This window comes from Streptomyces manipurensis (assembly GCF_049570255.1).
GTDB lineage: Bacteria > Actinomycetota > Actinomycetes > Streptomycetales > Streptomycetaceae > Streptomyces > Streptomyces manipurensis.
Genome location: NZ_CP186950.1, coordinates 6,732,657 through 6,750,891, shown reverse-complemented (window position 1 = coordinate 6,750,891; position 18,235 = coordinate 6,732,657). Strand labels below are relative to the sequence as shown.

16 protein-coding genes are annotated in these 18,235 nt (G+C 71.1%); 4 read left to right on the top strand and 12 right to left on the bottom strand.

What is annotated here, in order from left to right; translation table 11 throughout:
* The first annotated feature begins 1 nt into the window (after position 1).
* From ACPU2J_RS30650 to ACPU2J_RS30635, 4 genes are all read left to right on the top strand, one after another.
* On the top strand, positions 2-871 hold the full coding sequence (locus ACPU2J_RS30650) for a universal stress protein (protein WP_420078719.1): 870 nt from the start codon (positions 2-4) through the stop codon (positions 869-871).
* A 118-nt stretch (positions 872-989) separates the two neighbouring features.
* On the top strand, positions 990-1,586 hold the full coding sequence (locus ACPU2J_RS30645) for a CBS domain-containing protein (protein ID WP_420078720.1): 597 nt from the start codon (positions 990-992) through the stop codon (positions 1,584-1,586).
* A 108-nt stretch (positions 1,587-1,694) separates the two neighbouring features.
* Positions 1,695-2,573, top strand: a complete 879-nt coding sequence (locus ACPU2J_RS30640; protein WP_423834495.1) for a universal stress protein — start codon at positions 1,695-1,697, stop codon at positions 2,571-2,573.
* Positions 2,574-2,596: 23 nt separating this feature from the next.
* Positions 2,597-3,592, top strand: coding sequence for an Acg family FMN-binding oxidoreductase (locus ACPU2J_RS30635; RefSeq protein ID WP_423834494.1), 996 nt, complete (start codon positions 2,597-2,599; stop codon positions 3,590-3,592).
* A gap of 46 nt (positions 3,593-3,638) precedes the next feature.
* Here ACPU2J_RS30635 and ACPU2J_RS30630 read toward each other — a convergent pair whose 3' ends face one another.
* The 12 genes from ACPU2J_RS30630 to ACPU2J_RS30575 form a co-directional block, all read right to left on the bottom strand.
* On the bottom strand, positions 3,639-4,460 hold the full coding sequence (locus tag ACPU2J_RS30630; protein WP_420078723.1) for an ABC transporter permease subunit: 822 nt from the start codon (positions 4,458-4,460) through the stop codon (positions 3,639-3,641).
* Positions 4,457-5,374 (bottom strand): ABC transporter ATP-binding protein, encoded by a 918-nt coding sequence (locus ACPU2J_RS30625; protein ID WP_423834493.1) that lies wholly within the window; start codon positions 5,372-5,374, stop codon positions 4,457-4,459. Before ACPU2J_RS30625 ends, ACPU2J_RS30630 begins: the two co-directional genes overlap by 4 nt.
* A 104-nt stretch (positions 5,375-5,478) precedes the next feature.
* Positions 5,479-5,772, bottom strand: coding sequence for a dsRBD fold-containing protein (locus ACPU2J_RS30620; RefSeq protein WP_420078725.1), 294 nt, complete (start codon positions 5,770-5,772; stop codon positions 5,479-5,481).
* Between the two features lie 17 nt (positions 5,773-5,789).
* Complete coding sequence (locus ACPU2J_RS30615; RefSeq protein ID WP_423834492.1) at positions 5,790-8,456, bottom strand: cation-translocating P-type ATPase; 2,667 nt, start codon at positions 8,454-8,456, stop codon at positions 5,790-5,792.
* Positions 8,449-9,045 (bottom strand): Rv1733c family protein, encoded by a 597-nt coding sequence (locus ACPU2J_RS30610; protein WP_423834491.1) that lies wholly within the window; start codon positions 9,043-9,045, stop codon positions 8,449-8,451. Before ACPU2J_RS30610 ends, ACPU2J_RS30615 begins: the two co-directional genes overlap by 8 nt.
* 34 nt (positions 9,046-9,079) lie before the next feature.
* Entirely contained in the window at positions 9,080-9,577 is a 498-nt protein-coding gene (locus ACPU2J_RS30605; RefSeq protein WP_420078728.1) for a flavodoxin domain-containing protein, read from the bottom strand.
* Between the two features lie 42 nt (positions 9,578-9,619).
* The gene (gene ppsA / locus ACPU2J_RS30600) at positions 9,620-12,061 is read right to left on the bottom strand and encodes a phosphoenolpyruvate synthase (protein ID WP_420078729.1); all 2,442 of its coding nucleotides are present in this window, start codon (positions 12,059-12,061) and stop codon (positions 9,620-9,622) included.
* Between the two features lie 558 nt (positions 12,062-12,619).
* Positions 12,620-13,069, bottom strand: coding sequence for a universal stress protein (locus ACPU2J_RS30595; RefSeq protein WP_399822331.1), 450 nt, complete (start codon positions 13,067-13,069; stop codon positions 12,620-12,622).
* A 6-nt stretch (positions 13,070-13,075) separates the two neighbouring features.
* Complete coding sequence (locus ACPU2J_RS30590; protein ID WP_423834490.1) at positions 13,076-15,598, bottom strand: glycoside hydrolase family 65 protein; 2,523 nt, start codon at positions 15,596-15,598, stop codon at positions 13,076-13,078.
* The gene (locus tag ACPU2J_RS30585) at positions 15,595-16,353 is read right to left on the bottom strand and encodes an HAD family hydrolase (RefSeq protein WP_423834489.1); all 759 of its coding nucleotides are present in this window, start codon (positions 16,351-16,353) and stop codon (positions 15,595-15,597) included. Before ACPU2J_RS30585 ends, ACPU2J_RS30590 begins: the two co-directional genes overlap by 4 nt.
* Entirely contained in the window at positions 16,350-17,036 is a 687-nt protein-coding gene (locus ACPU2J_RS30580; RefSeq protein ID WP_420078733.1) for a helix-turn-helix domain-containing protein, read from the bottom strand. The genes ACPU2J_RS30585 and ACPU2J_RS30580 overlap by 4 nt, the downstream gene beginning before the upstream one ends.
* 5 nt (positions 17,037-17,041) lie before the next feature.
* Positions 17,042-18,118, bottom strand: a complete 1,077-nt coding sequence (locus ACPU2J_RS30575) for a zinc-dependent alcohol dehydrogenase family protein (RefSeq protein ID WP_420078734.1) — start codon at positions 18,116-18,118, stop codon at positions 17,042-17,044.
* Positions 18,119-18,235: the final 117 nt, after the last annotated feature.

Sequence of the window (18,235 nt, the reverse complement as noted above, 5' to 3'; positions counted from 1 at the left end):
CATGAACGAACACATCACCGTCGGCGTCGACGGCTCTCCCGAGAGCCGGGCAGCCGCGCGTTGGGCCGCGCAGGAGGCCGTCCTGCGGCAAGTGCCGCTGCGCCTCGTGCACGCCGTCGACTGGCCCCTGGACCCGGTGTTCCCGGGCGTGGGACGCCAGGACGTGGACCGCTGGGCCGACCAGGCCCTCACGGACGCCACGCGGGAACTGCACCGGCGCCATCCCCGGCTGGAGATCACCGCCCGATGCCTGGCGGCGCGTCCGGCAGCGGCCCTCGCGGCCGAGGCCTCCGGTGCCGCGCTGCTGATCCTGGGATCGCGGGGCCTGGGCGGGCTGGTCGGGTTCATCGTCGGCTCGGTGGCGATGTCCACCCTGGTCGCCACCGATACGCCGGTCGTGCTGGTCCGGGTCGCCGGCGACCCCGACGGACCGGCCAACGCAACCGGCTCCGACGTGATCGTGGGTGTCGACATCCACGCATCGTGCGACCGCGTACTCACCTTCGCCTTCGAGGAGGCCGCCCGGCGCCGCTGCGCTCTGCGGGCCGTACACGGCTGGAAGATGCCGCCCGCCTACGCGTACGTCCCCTTCTTCGACCCGGACAACGAGCGGGACGTCGGCAGGAGCGTCACGCACATGCTCGAGGACATGTTGCTGCCCTGGCGCCACAAGTTCCCCGACGTGGATGTCAGCCACGACGTGTTCATGGGCTCGGCAGGAGAGCACCTCGTCCGCGCCTCGCAGGGCGCCGGGCTCGTCGTCGTGGGCCGCCACCTGCGCCGGTCCCCCCTCGGCGCACATCTGGGACCGGTCACCCACGCGGTCCTGCACCACGCGGCGGCCCCGGTGGCCGTCGTGGCCCATGAGTGAGGGGAGCGAGGGCGATGCAGCTCCGTCCACGCACCGCTGACGACGTCATGACCGGCGGGTGACCAGCGCCGTGGACGTGCAGGCGGACTTCAGCCCTCCCGGGCTTCAGGGACGGCCCATGAGACACCGCAGCGTCGGCGACCTGATGACCCCCACCGCCATCACGGTGCGGCCCACCACGGCTTTCAAGGAGATCGCCCGGCTCCTGAAGGAGTTCGACATCACCGCCGTCCCCGTCGTCGACGCATCGCGGCATCCGGTCGGTGTCGTCTCGGAAGCCGACCTGCTCGACCGGCGGTCCGCCGGCGGGGCGGCAACGGCCGGGACGCTCATGACGAGCCCGGCGATTACCGCCCGCCCCGAGTGGAGCGTGGTCCGCGCAGCCCGCATCATGCGCCGTCACCAGGTCAAACGGCTGCCCGTCATAGACGCGAAGGACCGCGTGATCGGAGTACTCAGCCGCAGCGATCTCATCCGGCTCTTCCTGCGCAGTGACCACGCCATCCAGGAGGAGATCGTCGAGGACGTCCTCACCCGGACGCTCCGCATCGCACCCTCGACGATCACTGTCGCGGTCGAGGACGGTCTGGTGACGCTCAGTGGCGTACGCCCACGACCTGAGCTGGTGCCGGTCCTCATCCGGCTCTGTCAGAGCGTCGACGGGGTCGTCGGCGTGGACGACCGGCTGACCGGCGCCGAAGCGGCACACGACTGACTTCGCGAGCAGGGCCTTTCGGTCCGCGATGGGGCCGCTCGGCCCTCCCCCGACGGCGTCCGGCGGCAGAAGCTGGAACTACCCGACCCGCCGCACAGGAGGTGCGCCATGTCGAACCGGATCACGGTCGGCCTGGACGGATCCGACACCGACGCCACCGCCGCGAACTGGGCCGCCCGCGAGGCGGAACTGCGAGGCGCCGCACTTGAACTCCTCCACGCCGAGGACTGGCCGCAGTACGCGCCCTTGGCGGCGCCTCTCCCCGAGTCCCGTCGCCAATGGGCCGAAGATCTCCTGGCGAAGGCTCGGAACCGGCTGCTGAGGGACCACCCTGGCCTCGACATCCGCACCCGCCGGATCGAAGGCCTCGCGGCGGGCGCCGCGCTCGCCTCCGCCGCGGCGGACGCGGATCTCCTCGTACTCGGCTCACGCGGACTCGGCTCCGTCGCCGGATTCCTCGTCGGCTCGACGGGCGCGGACACCATCCCCCAAACGGAAACACCAGTCGTCCTCGTCCATGCGACCGACACCCCGGACCTGCCGGCAGCGAGCAACAGCGGCGACGGCCCCGTCGTGCTCGGCCTGGACCTGCACAGCAACTGCGACCGGCTGCTCGGCTTCGCCTGCCAGGAAGCGGAGCGCAGGGCCTGCCCGCTCATCGTCGTCCATGCCTGGTCCCCTCCGCCCATCCTCTCCTACGCGCCGGCACTCGACCCGGGCATCCAGACGGAGATCGCCCACGGGCTCGAGACCTCCCTGCGGGAGCTGCTGAATCCCTGGGAGCAGAAGTACCCGCAGCTCGCCGTCGAAGCACGCACCGTCATCGGCCAGCCCGCCATCCAGATCCTGTACGCCGCCTCCGACGCAGCACTCGTAGTCGTCGGCAGGCGCATCCGTCACGCCGCACTCGGCACCCACATAGGCCCCATCACCCATGCGGTGATGCACCACGCCACCTCACCGGTCGCCGTCGTCGCCCACGCCTGAGACTTCCAGACAGGAGCAGTCCCGTGACCGCGCCGCGCCTCACTCCCGACACCGTCGCCGCACTCGTGGGCGACGCCGTCCTCGCCCCGTCGATGCACAACGCCCAGCCGTGGAGGTTCGTGTTCCGCCAGAACGTCAACGTCATCGAACTGCACGGTGATCCGGAACGTGCCATGACCCGGACCGATCCGAACCACCGCGCCCTGCACCTGGGGTGCGCAGCTGCCCTGCACAACCTGCGCGTCTCGGCCGTCCGACACGGCCTCAGGGCCCGCGTGCGGTTGCTGCCTGACGCCTCCGACCCGTGGCTGCTGTCCACGGCACACCTCGAGGCGCCCACCGGCAGCGAGGACCACGAGCTCAGGTCCCTGTACGACGCTCTCAGGCGCCGCCACACCAGCCGCTTCCCCTTCAGCGACGAGCTGGTTCCCGAAGCCCTGATGGACGGGCTCAAGAGCGCGGCCCGCCTCGAGGGCTGTCGGCTGACCGTCCCGGGTGACTGGCACATCGAGACCGTGCTCGGGCTGGTACGGGACGCCGAGCACCGGGAGGAGATCGACCCGCTGGTCCGAGCGGAGAGTTCTGCCTGGACATCCGCGGCGTCTGCCGCGGCAGGCACACGCCGCGACGGTATCCCCGCCGACGCGTTCGGCCCGCGAAGCTCAGCAGGCCCCTCCCCCGTGCGGGACTTCGGGCGGGCCCAGCCTGTGGCGGACCGCGGCTGGGCCGTGTTCGAGAAGCGGCCTCAGCTCGCCCTGCTGAGTACGGAGACGGACACACGGGTCGACTGGCTGCGGGCCGGCCAGGCACTGGAGCGCGTCCTCCTCCAGGCCACCGCCGACGGCCTGGCCACCTCGATGACCTCGCAGCCCCTCGAATGGCCGGAGCTGCGGTGGACGGCCCGCGACCCGCTCGCGGCCATGGGCCACGTACAGATGGTGCTGCGCCTCGGCTACGGGCCGCCCGGACCCGCCACACCCCGCCGCCCGGTCACCGAGGTCCTCCAGTTCCGCGCGTAGGCCCCGGCACGTGCCGGGGCCTCACGCGAAGGCCCTCCGGCCCTGTTCACGGTGCGAGGTCGCGGCGTCGGAGCAGCAGATGGGCCAAGAGGAGGCCGATCGCGCCGGCCCCGACCAGAATGCCCAGCTGGGTCCAGAGCACGCCGCCTTGAGCGAGGGCGTCGCCCGGTGCGTAGTAGTGGAACGGGCTCACGAAGCGCAGGGGTGCGGCGGGCGACCAAGCCAGAGCGATGAAGTTGACGGCGAACCCGACCGCTCCGATCGCGATGGTCGCCCCGACCACCTGGGCCCGCCGTCGTCCCGCCGCCGACACGGCCATCGCCGGCCCGATCAGGCACAGAGCGAACCCCAGGCCCATGACCCCGGCGGCGAACACGCCGCCGATCGGCACGTCCCGGTGGATGCCTGGTGACAAGGCCACCCCCACGGCGACCGTGAGTGTGGCCGCCGCGTTGAGGGCGAGGGCCGCGAGCACCAGTGCGGCCGTCCGCTCCGCCAGCAGCCGGTTACGGCTGACCGGACGCACCATCACCAGCTCCACGGTTCCCGACTCCACGTCCGCCGCCACCGCGGCCGCCGCGAGCGAGCCGATCGCGGTGAGCTGCATGGCGATCCAGAACGGGTGGGTGAGGCCGGCGCCCAGCAGTCCCGGGTAGCTGGCGATGGAGACGTCGCCGCTGGACCCGCTGAACGCGCGGTACGCCGAGGGCGGCCCCTTGCCTCCGGACGAGAAGAGCTGCCCGGGCGCAATCGTGTGGGCGACCACCACGATCAGGGCCTCGAAAACGACCATCCCGACGATCAGGGCGACCAGCATCCTGCGCCGCCGGTACAAGGCGAGCCACAGCAACGGCCATCGTCGTCTCACGGCTGCTCTCCCGGGTCGTTGTCGCGGTAGAGGTCCAGGAAGGCCTCGTCCAGCCCTGCCTCCTCCACCGTCACGTCGGCCACCGGCAGGCCGAGCAGGCCCCGCAACGCGCCCACCACCTCGCTCGGCGGTACGAGAAGTTCCACGCGGTCCTGCTCCCAGTGCGGGTTCCATCGCTCGGCATCACCCAGGGGGCGCGGTCCCAGGCCGTCCGCGAAGGCCAGCCGGATTCGCCGGGCTCGCGCTGCACGCAGGCCGGCCACGCTCTCGACCGTCACCAGCCGTCCGTCCCGTACGATCGCGACCCGCCCGCAGGTCCGCTGCACCTCCGGCAGGATGTGGCTCGACAGCAGAACGGTCCGACCTGCTGTCGCGGCTTCCCTCAGCAGGGCGAAGAACGTCTCCTGGACCAGCGGGTCGAGCCCCTCGGTCGGCTCGTCGAGGACCACCAGCCGGGGGTCGTGCTGCAGCGCCTGCACCAGGCCGAGCTTCTGCTTCATGCCTCGTGAGTATCCGCCGACGGGGCGGGCGAGGACTTCGGGGGTCAGCCCCAGACGTTCGCACAGCTCGCCGCGGCGCGGCACGGGCGCGCCCTGCAGGGCCGACAGCAGGTCGAGCGTCTCCGCGCCGGAGAGTTCGGGGTAGAGGCGCAGCTCGCCCGGCAGATAGCCGAGATGGGGTGCCACTCGGAGGTGATCGGCCACCGGGTCCAGGCCGAGCACCCGGGCACGCCCCTCCGTCGGCCGGAGAAGACCGATGAGGCACCGGAGCGTGGTGGTCTTCCCGGCACCGTTCGGCCCGAGGAAGCCGAACACCTCGCCGGAGCAGACGCTCAGAGTCAGCCCGTCGACACCCACCACCGGCCCGTACCTCTTGGTCAGGCCGGTCAGCTCGATCGCAGGCCGCTCACCCATGCGTCCAGTCTGGGCCTGCCCGGCGGAACTCGCCCGATCGTCCGTGGAGGTCGGGGACGCCGCCCCCTGGGACCGTCCGCTGCGGCCGCCGTCAGCCGACGCCTTCACCCGTCCATCCAGCCGCCGTAGGGCTTCAGGGAGTCGCGCTCGGGAGCAGTTCCGGCTCCGACCATGTCCCGGTAGACGATGCGCTTGAGCTGTCCTGCCAGGTTCTCCAGTGCGCGTGCTGCGGCGAGTTCGTCGCCGATCTCGGGGACGTCCTTGTCGGTCGGGTTGCAGCGGGCGGTGCCGTGTCCCGTGAGGCGGCTGGTGCCGGTGTCGAGTTCGACGCGGACCTTGGTGGTGTGGTCCTCCTCGAAGAGGTAGACGTGGGTCTGCCATTCGGTCGTGTGCGACATGGTGTTCCTCCATGGGTTCAGGAGCGGCGGCGCCGGGCCCAGCGGCGGATCTCGTCCGTTCCCCAGACCAGCGGCGGGAAGGCTGCGATGAGCAGGACGACGTCCAGCGGGAGGGCTGCGGTGCCGAAGAGGTCCTGGAGCGGCGGGACGTACACGAGCGCCGCGGTGAAGGCGAGTTCGAAGGCGATGCCGACGAGCAGGAGCGGGTTGCTGAAGAAGCCGATGTCACGCAGGGCCGCGTGGTCGGTCCGAGCGGCGACGGCCGTGCCGACCTGGCAGGTGACGATGCCCGCGAAGGTGGCGGTGGTCGCGGTCAGGTAGGCGTGGTGCAGCGGAGCTCCGGGTCCGGTGGGGTCGCCGGGCTGCCAGCCTGCCCGCCACAGGACGTAGAAGAAGCCGGTCATGACCAGGACGGCGGAGACGCAGCCGAGCCAGCCCCAGCTGCGGACGAGCATGTCCTTGTTGATCACGCTTTGGGAACCGGGCCGGGGCGGTCGGGACATGACTCCTGGTTCGGCGCGCTCGCGGCCCAGGGCGAGCGCGGGAAGCGTCTCGGTCCCGAGGTCGATGGCGAGGATCTGCAGGACGGTCAGCGGAAGGGGGACGGCCCCGGCCGAGAGGGCGAAGACGACGAAGGGGACGACCTCGGGGGTGAGGTGGGCGAAGATGTAGACGATGAACTTGCGGACGTTGTCGTAGACCCGGCGACCGGATTCGATCGCCGTGACGATGGTGGCGAAGTTGTCGTCGGTCAGGACCATGGTCGACGCCTCGCGGGCCACATCGGTGCCGGAGCGGCCCATGGCGACGCCGATGTGGGCGCGGTGCAGGGCCGGCGCGTCGTTGACACCGTCTCCGGTCATGGCGACGATCTGCCCGTGCGCACGCAGGGCGTCGGCCACCTTCAGCTTGGTCTCGGGCGAAGATCGGGCGAAGACGATCTCCGTGCCTTCCTGTCGGAGGAGTCGGTCCAGCTGGTGGTCGTCGATCGCTTCGGACTGCGCGACCACGTGCAGGTGCGGTGTTCCGATGCCGACGGAACGGGCCACGGCGGCAGCGGTGGACCCGTTGTCACCGGTGACGATGTGGACGGTGAGGCCTGCCTCATGGCAGCGCTTCACCGCGGCGGCGACTTCCGGGCGCGGAGGGTCGTACAGGCCCACCAGACCGAGCAGGTGAAGGTTCTGCTCGGCCGACTGGCGCCGCGCGGGCGGTTCGGCGCCGGGTGGCCATGCACGGACTGCGACGGCCAGCACGCGGATCCCGTCCTTCGCCATGTCGTCTGCGGCGTCCTGGGCTTCCTGGGCCGGCTCTCCGGTGTCGAGCAGGGGCAGGACGGCTTCCGGGGCGCCCTTGACGATGACGGAGGGGTGGCCGGTCCCCGTGTTCTGGACCACGGACATGCGGCGCAGCCGCGGGTCGAAACGGAAGCAGGCGCTGCGGCCGGCGTCCCGGTCGGCCAGGTCGATCGGTGCCGCGTGTTCTTCGGCTCCCTCCACCAGTGCGATCTCGGTCGGATCGCCGAGGAGTCTGCCGTCGCCCTCTCGCGCAACGGTGGTGCACAGGGCAGCGGCGCGGACGAGGTCCGCAGTCCCCGGTCCGGGCCGGGTGGCGTGCTGCGGTGTCCACAGGGAGTGGAGGTGCATCCGGTTGCGGGTGAGGGTGCCGGTCTTGTCGGTGCAGATGACGTTGGTGCAGCCGAGGGTCTCCACGGCGCTCAGCCGCTTGATCACCGCTCCTTGCCGGGCGAGGACGCGCACGCCGACCGCGAGGGCGAGGGTGATGGTGGGCAGCAGCCCTTCGGGCACGTTGGCCACGAGCAGACCGATGGCGAACATCAAGGAGTCGGTGAGTGGCAGCCCCACGGCGACACCCGCCACCAGGAACACGATCCCCAGGGCGACGGCGACGGCGGCGATCAGCCAGGCGACCTTCTTGACCTGTGTCTCCAGGGGGCTGGGCTCGCGGCGGGTGCGCTGGCTGAGGGCGGCGATGCGGCCGAGCTCGGTGTGGTCGCCGGTGGCGAAGACGATCGCCCGGGCCTGGCCTTCGGTGGCGGTGGTTCCGCTGAAGACGAGGTTGGGTTCCTGCAGGAGCGACACCCCTTGAAGGCCTGGGCCGGCGAGGCGCTCCACGGGAGTGGACTCCCCCGTCAGCGTGGACAGGTCGGCTTCGATGCCTCCCTCGGTCAGCCGGGCATCGGCCGGTACCCGGTCTCCTTCGTCGAGGACCAGGAGGTCACCGGGTACGAGGTCACACGCTGGAACCTGCTGGGGGCGTCCGTCGCGAATCACGTGGGCCTGCGCGGGAAGATAGCGGGCCAGGGTCTCGACGGCCTTCTCCGCCTGCTGTTCCTGGACGAGGGCGAACGCGGCGTTGACGAGGACGACGGCGACGATGGCCCACCCGAGTACGTCGATGTCGGCAATGAAGGCGAGCGCGGCCGCTGCCCAGAGCAACAGGGCCAGAGGGTGGACCAGTTGTCTCAGGAGTTCGCGCAGGATGCTCGTGCGGGTGGTGCGGCGGACCTCGTTCGCTCCGTAGACGGCCAGCCTTCGTTCCGCCTCTCGGCTCGACAGGCCCAGGGGGCCGGTGTGCAGTTCGCGGCGGAGCAGGGGAAGGGGCTCCAGCGGGTCGGGCGCCACCTCCGGTACGAGGTCCTGGCCGGCGGTGGTCTCAGTCATCGCCGGCTCCCTGCCCGGGGCGCAGGCGGCCGGACCATCGGGGCTCGACGCTCTCCCACTCGCGTTCCCACGCTCGTGCGCTGCGTGCGTCGACGATGCGCTGGCGTGCGTAGAGGGCAACGCCCGCTGCGAGTGCGACGGCACCGGCGGCGCCGGTGCCGAGACCGATGGCGTTCAGAGCGATGTCGGGCGTGCCGGGCGGGGCACTCGCCGCCTGGCCGGCGTCGTCGACCCAGAGGCGGACGGTGTCTCCGCTCCGGGTCACCACGGGGACGGGAACGGTTTCCGTGTGAACGCGGTTCTCATGATCCCGCCAAGTGGCCCGAGCCACGGTGACGGGGCGCGTGCTCGGCCCGTCACCCGCCCGGTGCGTGGTTTCACCGACCGTCACGGCCGCGACGGAGTGCCGGTGGCGTGCGATCTCCGCCGCGTCGCGTCCGGCGTCCGTCCAAGCGGTTCGGCCGACCGCGACGCCGCAGACCACAGCCAGCAGGCAGGCCAGCGCGAAGGCGGCTCGCAGACGGGTGCGCGTGCGGTCGGCGTCACGGCGGAGCGGGTTTCCTCCTGCTGCCGGCGAGCGATGGTGCATGGCCGCCTCCGAGACGTGAGTACCGGCCGACTGCTCAGGCGGCGAGCTCGGCGCTGATGTGGTGGGCCCACTTCTGGATCCGCTCGGGGTTGCGGAAGTCTCCGCCCTTGCCCTGTCGGGTGAGTGCCTTGGCGAGGAAGCCCGGGGTGCGGGCCGTGACGCTGCCACCGAACGTCATGTGCTCGCGCGCTCCGACGAGCTGCATCTGCCGGGCGACGGCGGCGACCGGGGGGATGTCGTGTTCCTCGGCCGAGCGGTCGAGGGGACCGCTGCTGAACATCCACACGGGGCGGCGGCGCAGAGAGTCGGCGTTGCGTTCGGCGCAGTGCTTTGCCTTGGTGCTCCAGTGGCCGGCGTAGAGGGCACCGCCGAGGACGACGGCGTCGTAGGCGCGGACGTCGTGGACGTCGCCTGCCGGCAGGACCACGGCGTCGAGGCCGTCCTCGCGGAGGGTCTTGCCGATCTGCTCGGCGATGCCTGCGGTGGCGCCGTGTTTCGTGCCGTACGCGACCAGGACTCGCTTGGTGCTCATGACGTGTGCTCCTTGCTGCCGGTGTGCGTGCCGATGCCACTGTCACGCGGCCGGGGGCCGGTCCGCTTGGGCCGGACGGATCCCTGTGGGGACCGTTCGGTCCACCCCGTAGCGGCTCTCCTCGGCGGCGGCGATGTGCTGCTTGACCGTGGCGAAGCTGTCGGGGGCGACGGAGATCGAGTCGATGCCGGCACGGACGAGGAAGGCGGCGTAGGCCGGGTCGTCGCTGGGCCGCTGCCCGCACAGACCCACCGGGCGCCCCAGGGCCTGGACCCGTGGGAGAAGGATACGGATCAGAGTGGTCACGGAAGGATCATTCTCATCGAACACGTGAGCGAGGGCTTCGGAGTCGCGGTCGACGCCAAGGGTCAGCTGGGTGAGGTCGTTGCTGCCGATGGAGAAGCCGTCGAACCGCTCGGCGAAGTCCTGGGCGAGGAGGATGTTGGCGGGGATCTCGGCCATCACGTAGACCTTGAGGCCGTTCTCACCGCGGCGCAGGCCTTCGTCGCCCATGACCTCGAGGACTTTGTCGGCCTCTTCGAGGGTGCGGCAGAACGGGATCATGACGATGACGTTGGTGAGGCCCATCTCGTCGCGCACCCGGCGCAACGCCCGGCATTCGAGGGCGAAGCCTTCCCGGTAGCCGTCGCTGTAGTAGCGGCTGGCGCCCCGCCATCCGATCATCGGGTTGGCCTCCACCGGTTCGAAGGGGCGGCCGCCGAGGAGCTTGGCGTACTCGTTGGTCTTGAAGTCGCTGGTGCGGACGACGACAGGATCCGGCCAGCGGGAGGCGGCAATACGGGCGATGCCGTACGCGAGGCGGTCGGTGAAGTACCGGCCGCGGTCGAGGTAGCCCTCGGTGAGCTGGTCGACGGCGCAGCGGTCGGACGCGTCCAGCCGCTCGGGGTGCAGGAGGGCCATGGGATGGACCTTGACCTGGTGGGCGACGATGAACTCCAGGCGGGCCAGGCCCACCCCGTCCGCGGGCAGCCGCCACCAGCGGAAGGCGGCGGACGGGTCGGCGAGGTTCAGCATCACCCGGGTACGGGTGGCGGGCAGGGCGGACAGGTCCGTCTCCCGCTCCTCGTACGGGAGCCGCCCCGCATACACCTTCCCCCGGCTGCCTTCGGTGCACGAGATGGTGACGTCGGCGCCGTCGTGCAGCAGCTCGGTGGCGTTCCCGGTGCCCACGACCGCCGGCACCCCGAGTTCCCGGCTGACGATCGCGGCGTGGGAGGTGCGACCGCCGTGGTCGGTGACGATGGCCGCGGCGCGCTTCATGACCGGTTCCCAGTCCGGGTCGGTGATCGAGGTGACGAGCACGGCTCCGGCCGGGAAGCGTTCCAGGTCCACAGGCGTGTCCATACGGCACACCGCGCCGGATCCGATGGCTTCGCCCACCGCGATCCCCTCGACCAGGGGATCGCCCGGGGCGGCGGTCAGGCGACAACGCCGCAGGGTCGTGCTGCGTCGTCGGGACTGCACGGTCTCCGGCCGGGCCTGCACGATCGCCAGGTCACCGGTGATGCCGTCCTTCGCCCACTCCAGGTCCATCGGGCAGCCGTAGTGGTCCTCGACGGCAACGGCCCACTCGGCGAGCCGGCGTACTTCACCGTCGGACAGGACACGTCGTGCCTGCTCTTCGGGAATGGTGTCGACGGTGTCGGTCATCCCGCGTTCCGCGTAGACGGCCTTGCGTCGCTTGGCACCGATCCGCACGTCGATGACGGGGTTCAGGGACGGGTCCTCAAGGCCGTGCTTGAACACCGTGTACTCGTCGGGGTCCGTCTGCCCGCTGACCACGGTCTCACCCAGCCCCCAGGCCGCACTGACCACGACGACCTCCGGGAATCCGCTCTCGGGGTCGAGGGTGAAGATCACCCCTGCCCCGGCGAGATCGGAGCGGACCATCGCCTGGACACCGACGGACAGCGAGACCTGGAGATGGTCGAACCCCATCCGCTCGCGGTAGTCGATCGCACGGTCCGTGTAGAGCGAGGCGAAGCACCGGTGCACGGCCGTCAGCAGCTGTTCGGTGCCGCGTATGTTCAGGTACGTCTCCTGCTGCCCGGCAAAGCTGGCTTCCGGCAGGTCCTCGGCCGTGGCACTGCTGCGCACCGCGACCTCCGGGTCGGTGCGGCCGAGCCCCTGGCCGAGAGCCGCGTACGCCTCGGTGACCTCGGCGCACAGCGAATCGGGCAACGGTTCACCCATGATCATTGATCGGATGCGGGCGCCCACGTCCTCGAGCGCGGTTCCCTCGCGGAGGAGGTCGAGCTGGTCCTGGATGCGGATGCGCAGCGCGTGTGTGTCGAGTAGTTCCTCGTAGGCTTCGGCGGTCGTGGCGAAACCGGGCGGCACTCGGACGCCGGCTGCGGCGAGCCGTACGGTCAGCTCGCCCAGTGAGGCGTTCTTCCCGCCGACCCGGCCCACGTCCGCGCGGCCGAGTTCGGTGAACGGTATGACGCGTCGTGTGTGTCCCATGACGTCCTCCCGAGGCTGCATGCGGTTGGGGCTCAGTACGGCAGCGGGCGGCCGGAGGGTGTGCGCAGATCCAGCGGAGCGGGCTTACGAGGACCCTTGGGCCGAGGCTGGCTCCGTATGCGCTGCATCGTGGTCACCCTCTTCGGGGAATCGGCGCCGGGGCGGCGTCCGGCTTCCACGATCACGCCGCCGGGCCGCTGTGGCGCAGTGCCGACGGGGCCACTCGCAAGGGGCCGACCAGGCCGCTTTCCTGATAGGCCGATCGGCCCACATGCGGCAACGCGGCAGCAGTCCGACAGGATCAGGGCTTCGTGTGCCCTGCTCTGGACCGTGGTGTGACGCACGAGTGACGCGCCACGGGAGCGGCTCAGCTCCCCGCTGACCGCACCGGAACGCACTTTCAGGATCGTCTGGTGGGGAATGCCGAGACACGCACCACCAGCAGATGGGACGAACGGTCACTGCGCGAGCCGGAGTGCCCATGAGCTGCGAGGCGTCGTGGCGATCCGCACGCTTGGGTCGACTGCGCGTCTCCGGTCGGGTTCACCGCCCTTGCTGCTACTCGGCGGGCGCGTCCGGGCGGACGATGGTGACCGGGCAGGGGGCGTGGAGTGCCACCTGCTGGCTGACCGATCCGAGCAGGGCCCGCCGGAACCCGCCACGGCCGCGGCTGCCGACGACCAGCATGTCCGCCCCCTCTGCCTGGTCCACCAGGACCTCGGCGGGGTTGCCGCGTACCAGACGCTCGTGCACCTGGGAGGCACCGTCCTGGCCGAGGACCGTCCGTACCTCCTCGACGAGACGCCGCTCGGCCTCCTCCTCGTCGAAGTCGGTGTCCACTGCGGGGGCCGACCACGATCCGGCGCCGGGCAGGTCCCAGGCGGTGACCGCGTCCACCTTCCCGCCCACCAGGCCTGCGTACCGGACCGCCCAGCGCAGCGCGGCCTGGGACGAAGGCGATCCGTCGACACCCACTACGACGCGCGGAGTCTCAAGCTGCCCGTTCATCCCGACTCACCCTTTCGATGGCTGTATCTCCACAGTGTGCGAGACAGGTGCCCCCCGCCACGCGAAGCGGCCGTGGCCGGCGGCATCTGTCACCGGTTCGGGTGGGCCGGTGCGGCCGAATCCCCCGTCTCGGTTCCTCGGCAACCGGAACCACCTCTCCCGCCCCGCGTCGATGATCTCGCGCCTGTCTCCGGGCAGAACGAGGGGCACGGGGCCCGCCGGGGACAGCGGCACCCTGATGCCGATCCGGCCGGGCCGGAAGCTGATGCGGATGTCCCGGTGTCCGAGGTAGCAGACCGAGAGGGTGGAGGCCGGCACTTCGGAGAGTGGTACGGGGTCGACGTGCAGGCCGTCGGTTCCGGGTTCGAGGCCGACGATGCCACGCTCGACGAGGTCGAGCGTGCCGCCCATGGCACCGAGGTGGATCCCTTCGCCGGTGGTGCCGCCCTGGACGTCGGCGATGTCGCTGAGCAGGGCTTCCTGGCAGTAGCGCCACGCACTCGCGCCCTGCTGCCGGGCGAGGATCCAGCCGTGGACGAGACTGCTGAGCGTCGAGCCGTGGCAGGTGCGCCTCAGGTAGTAGGCCACCGTCCGCCTCCAGAGCTCGTCGTCCAGGCGGTAGCCGAGCCGTGAGAAGAGGCGGGCGAGCTCCGAGTGACGGAAGAGGTAGCCGAGCATGAGGGTGTCGGCCTGCTTCGACGCCTGATAGCGGTTGGGCGTGTCCCCTTCTGCCTCCAGGATCCGGTCGAGCCGGCGGATGTCGTGGTAGCGGGCACGGTAGGCGTCCCAGTCCAGCTCGGCCAGATCGCCGTAGCCGTGGAACTGGCTGATCACGTCGCGGTGGAACGGCACGTACAGGCGGTGGGAGATGTCCTCCCAGGTATGGAGGTCGTCGGGGTCGATGCCCAGTTGCGCGCGGAGCTCGCTGCGGCGGGCCCCCGAGACTTCGTCGTACTGATCGAGGGCGCGGGCGAGCACCCAGGCAGCCGTGACATTGGTGTAGGCGTTGTCGTCGATGCCGGGTGCAGCGGCGTCCGGGTAGGCGTCGTGGTATTCGTCCGGGCCTACGATGCCGCGGATGCGGTAGCGGTCGAGGTCGGTGTCCCACGTCGCGGTGGCGGCCCAGAAACGGGCGATGTGCAGCAGGAGTTCGACTCCGGGGCCGTGCATGAAGCCGGTGTCGCCGGTTGCTAGGCCGTACTGCCACACGTTCCAGGCGATGGCGGAACCGACGTGGTGCTGGAGGTGGGAATGGTCGGGCAGCCAGCGGCCGGAGTGCGGGTTGAGGTGCAGCCGCTGGGTCTCCTCGGCTCCAGAACTCCCGCTCTGCCAGGGGAACATCGCTCCTCGGGCCCCGACCAGGCGTGCGGCCTCGCGCGCAGCGGGGAGCCGTCGGTGACGGTACATCAGGTGGGCGCGCGCGGTCTCGGGGAAGTGCAGGGAGAGGTAGGGCATGACGAACAGCTCGTCCCAGAAGACGTGTCCGCGGTACGCCTCCCCGTGGAGGCCCCGGGCCGGGACGCCGACGTCGAGTTCGGCGGTGTGCGGGGAGAGGGTCTGCAAGAGGTGGAAGGCGTGGAGGCGCAGGATCCGTCCGGTTTCACCCGCTGCCTTCACTTCGCCCTCGCTCCAGAGCCGTTGCCACGATGACCGGTGCGTGGCCAGCAGGGTGGCGAAGTCCCGAGCGTGTCCCGCGTGCTCGATGCTGCTCCTGACGGGATCGCCCCAGGGGCGGTCGAGGGAGGTGAACAACGCTGCGGTCTTCACGATCACGACGGGCTCGGCACGCCTGACCGGCAGGACGAACGACTGTCGAGCGCTGGTGGCCGTGCAGGCGCTCCGGACGGAGGCCAGAGGCCGTGCTGAGAGGCGTACTGCCATCCCGACCCGCATATGTGAGGCAGCGGTGGCGCAGGACAACCATGCGGTGCCCTCCGCCTCGACTCCGGCTCGGTGGTCGACGAGGTGCCGCCCGGCCAGGGCGCGGTAGCGGTCGACGCCCGCGTTGGCGATGTCCCCGTCCAGCACGGATTCGACCTCGATCCTGCCGCGCCACCCGTACGCGCTGAGGACGGTGCGCTGCGCCGCGAGGTGGGGGTCACCGGCATGGACGAGGCGCGTGTGGGTGACACCCAGGCGGCGGCCGTCGGCGTCGTGGAAGAGCATGCGGCGGGTGAGGGTTCCCGATCGCATGTCGAGCGAGACGAAGTAGTGCCGCAGGGTGGGGTGGTCGGGCGTGAGCCAGTCGCCGGGTGCCGCGCCGTCGGGCAGGCACCGGTACCGCAGGAAGGTCCAGTCGGGCAGGCGGACCATGTCCTCGTTGGAGACCTTCCGCCCGGTGACTGTCGAGATGAGGCGGTCGTAGCAGCCGGCGTGGTACGTGGCCGGGTAGTGGACGTCGTCGGCGATGGTCTCCGGGGACGAACCCCTGGTGGCGAAGCGCCCGTTACCGAGGGCGCACAGCGACTCGACCAGTCGCTCGGCCTTCGGGTCGTAGCGCTTGTACTCCCAGCGCCAGGTGGCATTCACGGGCGGCCGCCTTCGAGAACGGCAGGCAGTTCCGTCAGATCGGGGAGGACCACGTGGGCGCCCTTCTCCAGGAGGGCCTCGGCCATGCGCGGGTCGTTCTCACGGTTGAGTCCCACGACCAGGCTGAAGCCTCCCCGGTGCCCGGCTTCCACGCCGACGAGCGCGTCTTCCACCATGGCTGCCCGTGAAGGGACCGTACCGAGGCGGGCTGCGGCTTCGAGGAAGAGGGCCGGGTCGGGTTTTCCAGGCAGGTCAAGCGCGGAGGCGTCCGTGCCGTCCACGACGGCGTCGAAGGAGCTGACCAGGTCCGCGGCTTCCAGGAGGGAGCGGGCATGCCGCGAGGCCGAGACGGCTGCACACCGCACACCCCCATCACGCAGATGCCGGAGCGTGGGGAGGACGTCCTCGAAGGCGTTGACACCTTCGGTTCGAAGAGACTGGCAGAAGGTCTCCTCCTTGCGGGCCGCGACGGCATGGACGGTCGCGCATCCGGGTGCGTCCTGCGACGTTCCCGCCGGCAGCTCGATCCGACGGGAGGCGAGGAAGGCGCGCACCCCGTCGAGACGGGACCTGCCGTCCACCAGGTCCCGGTATTCCCGAACGGCGTCGAAGGGCTCCAGGCGTCTCTCCGCAGGCGTCGGCTGCCACTGGGCGAGGCAGCCGTCGAAGGCCTCCTTCCACGCAGACGCGTGACGGACCGCCGTGGCAAGAAGGACCCCGTCGGTGTCGAAGACGACCGCGCCCAGAGCGTTCATGACTCGTGCATGACGCGACGGCCGGTGAGCCGGACGGGCGTGAGCTTCATCCAGTGGGTGCGCGGGCCTCCGGCCCAGGGCTGGGACCGGGCCGTGGCCGTCAGGTGCTGGATCTCCCGGGCGTCGGTGACTGCTTCCAGTTCGCCCACGGCCAGCACACTCCACCCTCCGGCGGTGACGTCGTCGATGTTGTCGATCTCGAAGGCGACCTCCGTCCCCGCCGCTCGGGCCGCGAGCGCTTCGACGGCGGTACGGAACGCGATGTCGGCCCCGGCGACGAGGTAGTTGACCGGGAGGACGGCCGGGCCCTCGGGGGTGAAGACGGCGATGCGTCCCACTCCGTGCGTGCCCAGCAGCGTTCGGCACTCGTCCTCGGCCAGCGGCACCAGCGCTGCGTCGAGGCGGGCGGTGGAGCGGCCCTGGGCACGGGCCGCGTTCGCGCCGGTCAGGTCGTCGACCGAGACGCCGAGGGCGTGGGCGACGCGTACGAGGGTGCCGATGGCCGGGGACGCGGCATGCTCCTCCAGGTACGCCACGTAGTTTCCGTCTGCTCCGCACATCCGGCCCAGTTCCTCACGGCTCAGGCCGAGGGCGATACGGCGGGTCGCGATACGGCGTCCGAGGTCGGTGCGGCCGACCGCCTCACCGGACTGCTGATGGCGCATGCTCGGTGTGCTCGTCATGGGGCTCACTGCTCCTGGGGCGGTACGGCGACGGTGTCGTGCTGGGGACCGCCGAGGACGACCTTGAGGGCGCCGGTGTCGCCGGCTCGGGAGAAGACGTCGTACGCCTCTTCCATCTGGTCCAGCTCGAAGCGGTGGGTGACCATCGCGGCTCCGGGGAGGCGGCCGGCGGCCATCAGGCGGAGCAGCATGGGGGTGGACCGGGTGTCGACGAGGCCGGTGGTGATGGTGACGTCCTTGATCCACAGGTCTTCGAGGTGGAGGACGGCGGGCTTGCCGTGGACCCCGATGTTGGCGACCCGGCCGCCCGGGCGGACCATGCGGGTGCACATCTCGAACGCCTCGGGCAAGCCGACGGCCTCGATGACCACGTCCGCGCCGAGCCCGTCGGTGAGGTCCTCCACCAGCCGCTCGGGCTCCTCGTCCGCGCTCGCGGTGGCGTCGGCGCCGAGGTCGCGCGCGGCGTCGAGCCGGGACGCGGCGAGGTCGACGGCGATGATCCGCCCGGGGCTGTAGAGCTGTGCGGTGGCGACGGCGGCCAGGCCGATGGGTCCGGCCCCGACCACGACGACGGTGTCGCCCGGCCGCACGTCGCCGTTGAGGACGCCCACCTCGTAGGAGGTCGGGAAGATGTCGGCGAGCAGTACGGCGTCGTGGCTGGCCAGGGCGCTGGGAAGCGGGTGGACGGAGAGGTCGGCGAAGGGGACGCGTACGTATTCGGCCTGGGTGCCGTCGATGGTGTGGCCCAGGACCCAGCCGCCGCCTCCGCGGCACTGGCCGTAGTGCGCTTCGCGGCAGAAGCGGCAGCGGCCGCAGGCGGAGATGCAGGAGATCAGGACCCGGTCGCCGGGGCGGACGCTGCGGACGTCGCCGCCGGTCTCGACCACGGTGCCGACGGCCTCGTGGCCCAGGATCCGGCCGGGTGTCACCTCGGGGACGTCGCCCTTGATGATGTGCAGGTCGGTGCCGCAGATGGTGACGGCGTCGACCCGGACGATCGCGTCGGCGGCGTCCTTGATCGAGGGGTCCGGGACGTCCTGCCAGGAGGTCTGTCCGGGCCCGTGGAAGACGAGTGCCTTCATGGTTGCGGCCTCTCTGTGCTGCGCGGGATGGACTCACAGCCAGGCTGCGCCTGCGACCCTCCGCAGCGCTTGGGCCGGTCGGCCCTACCGCTGGGACCGGTCGGGTCTCGCCTCCGC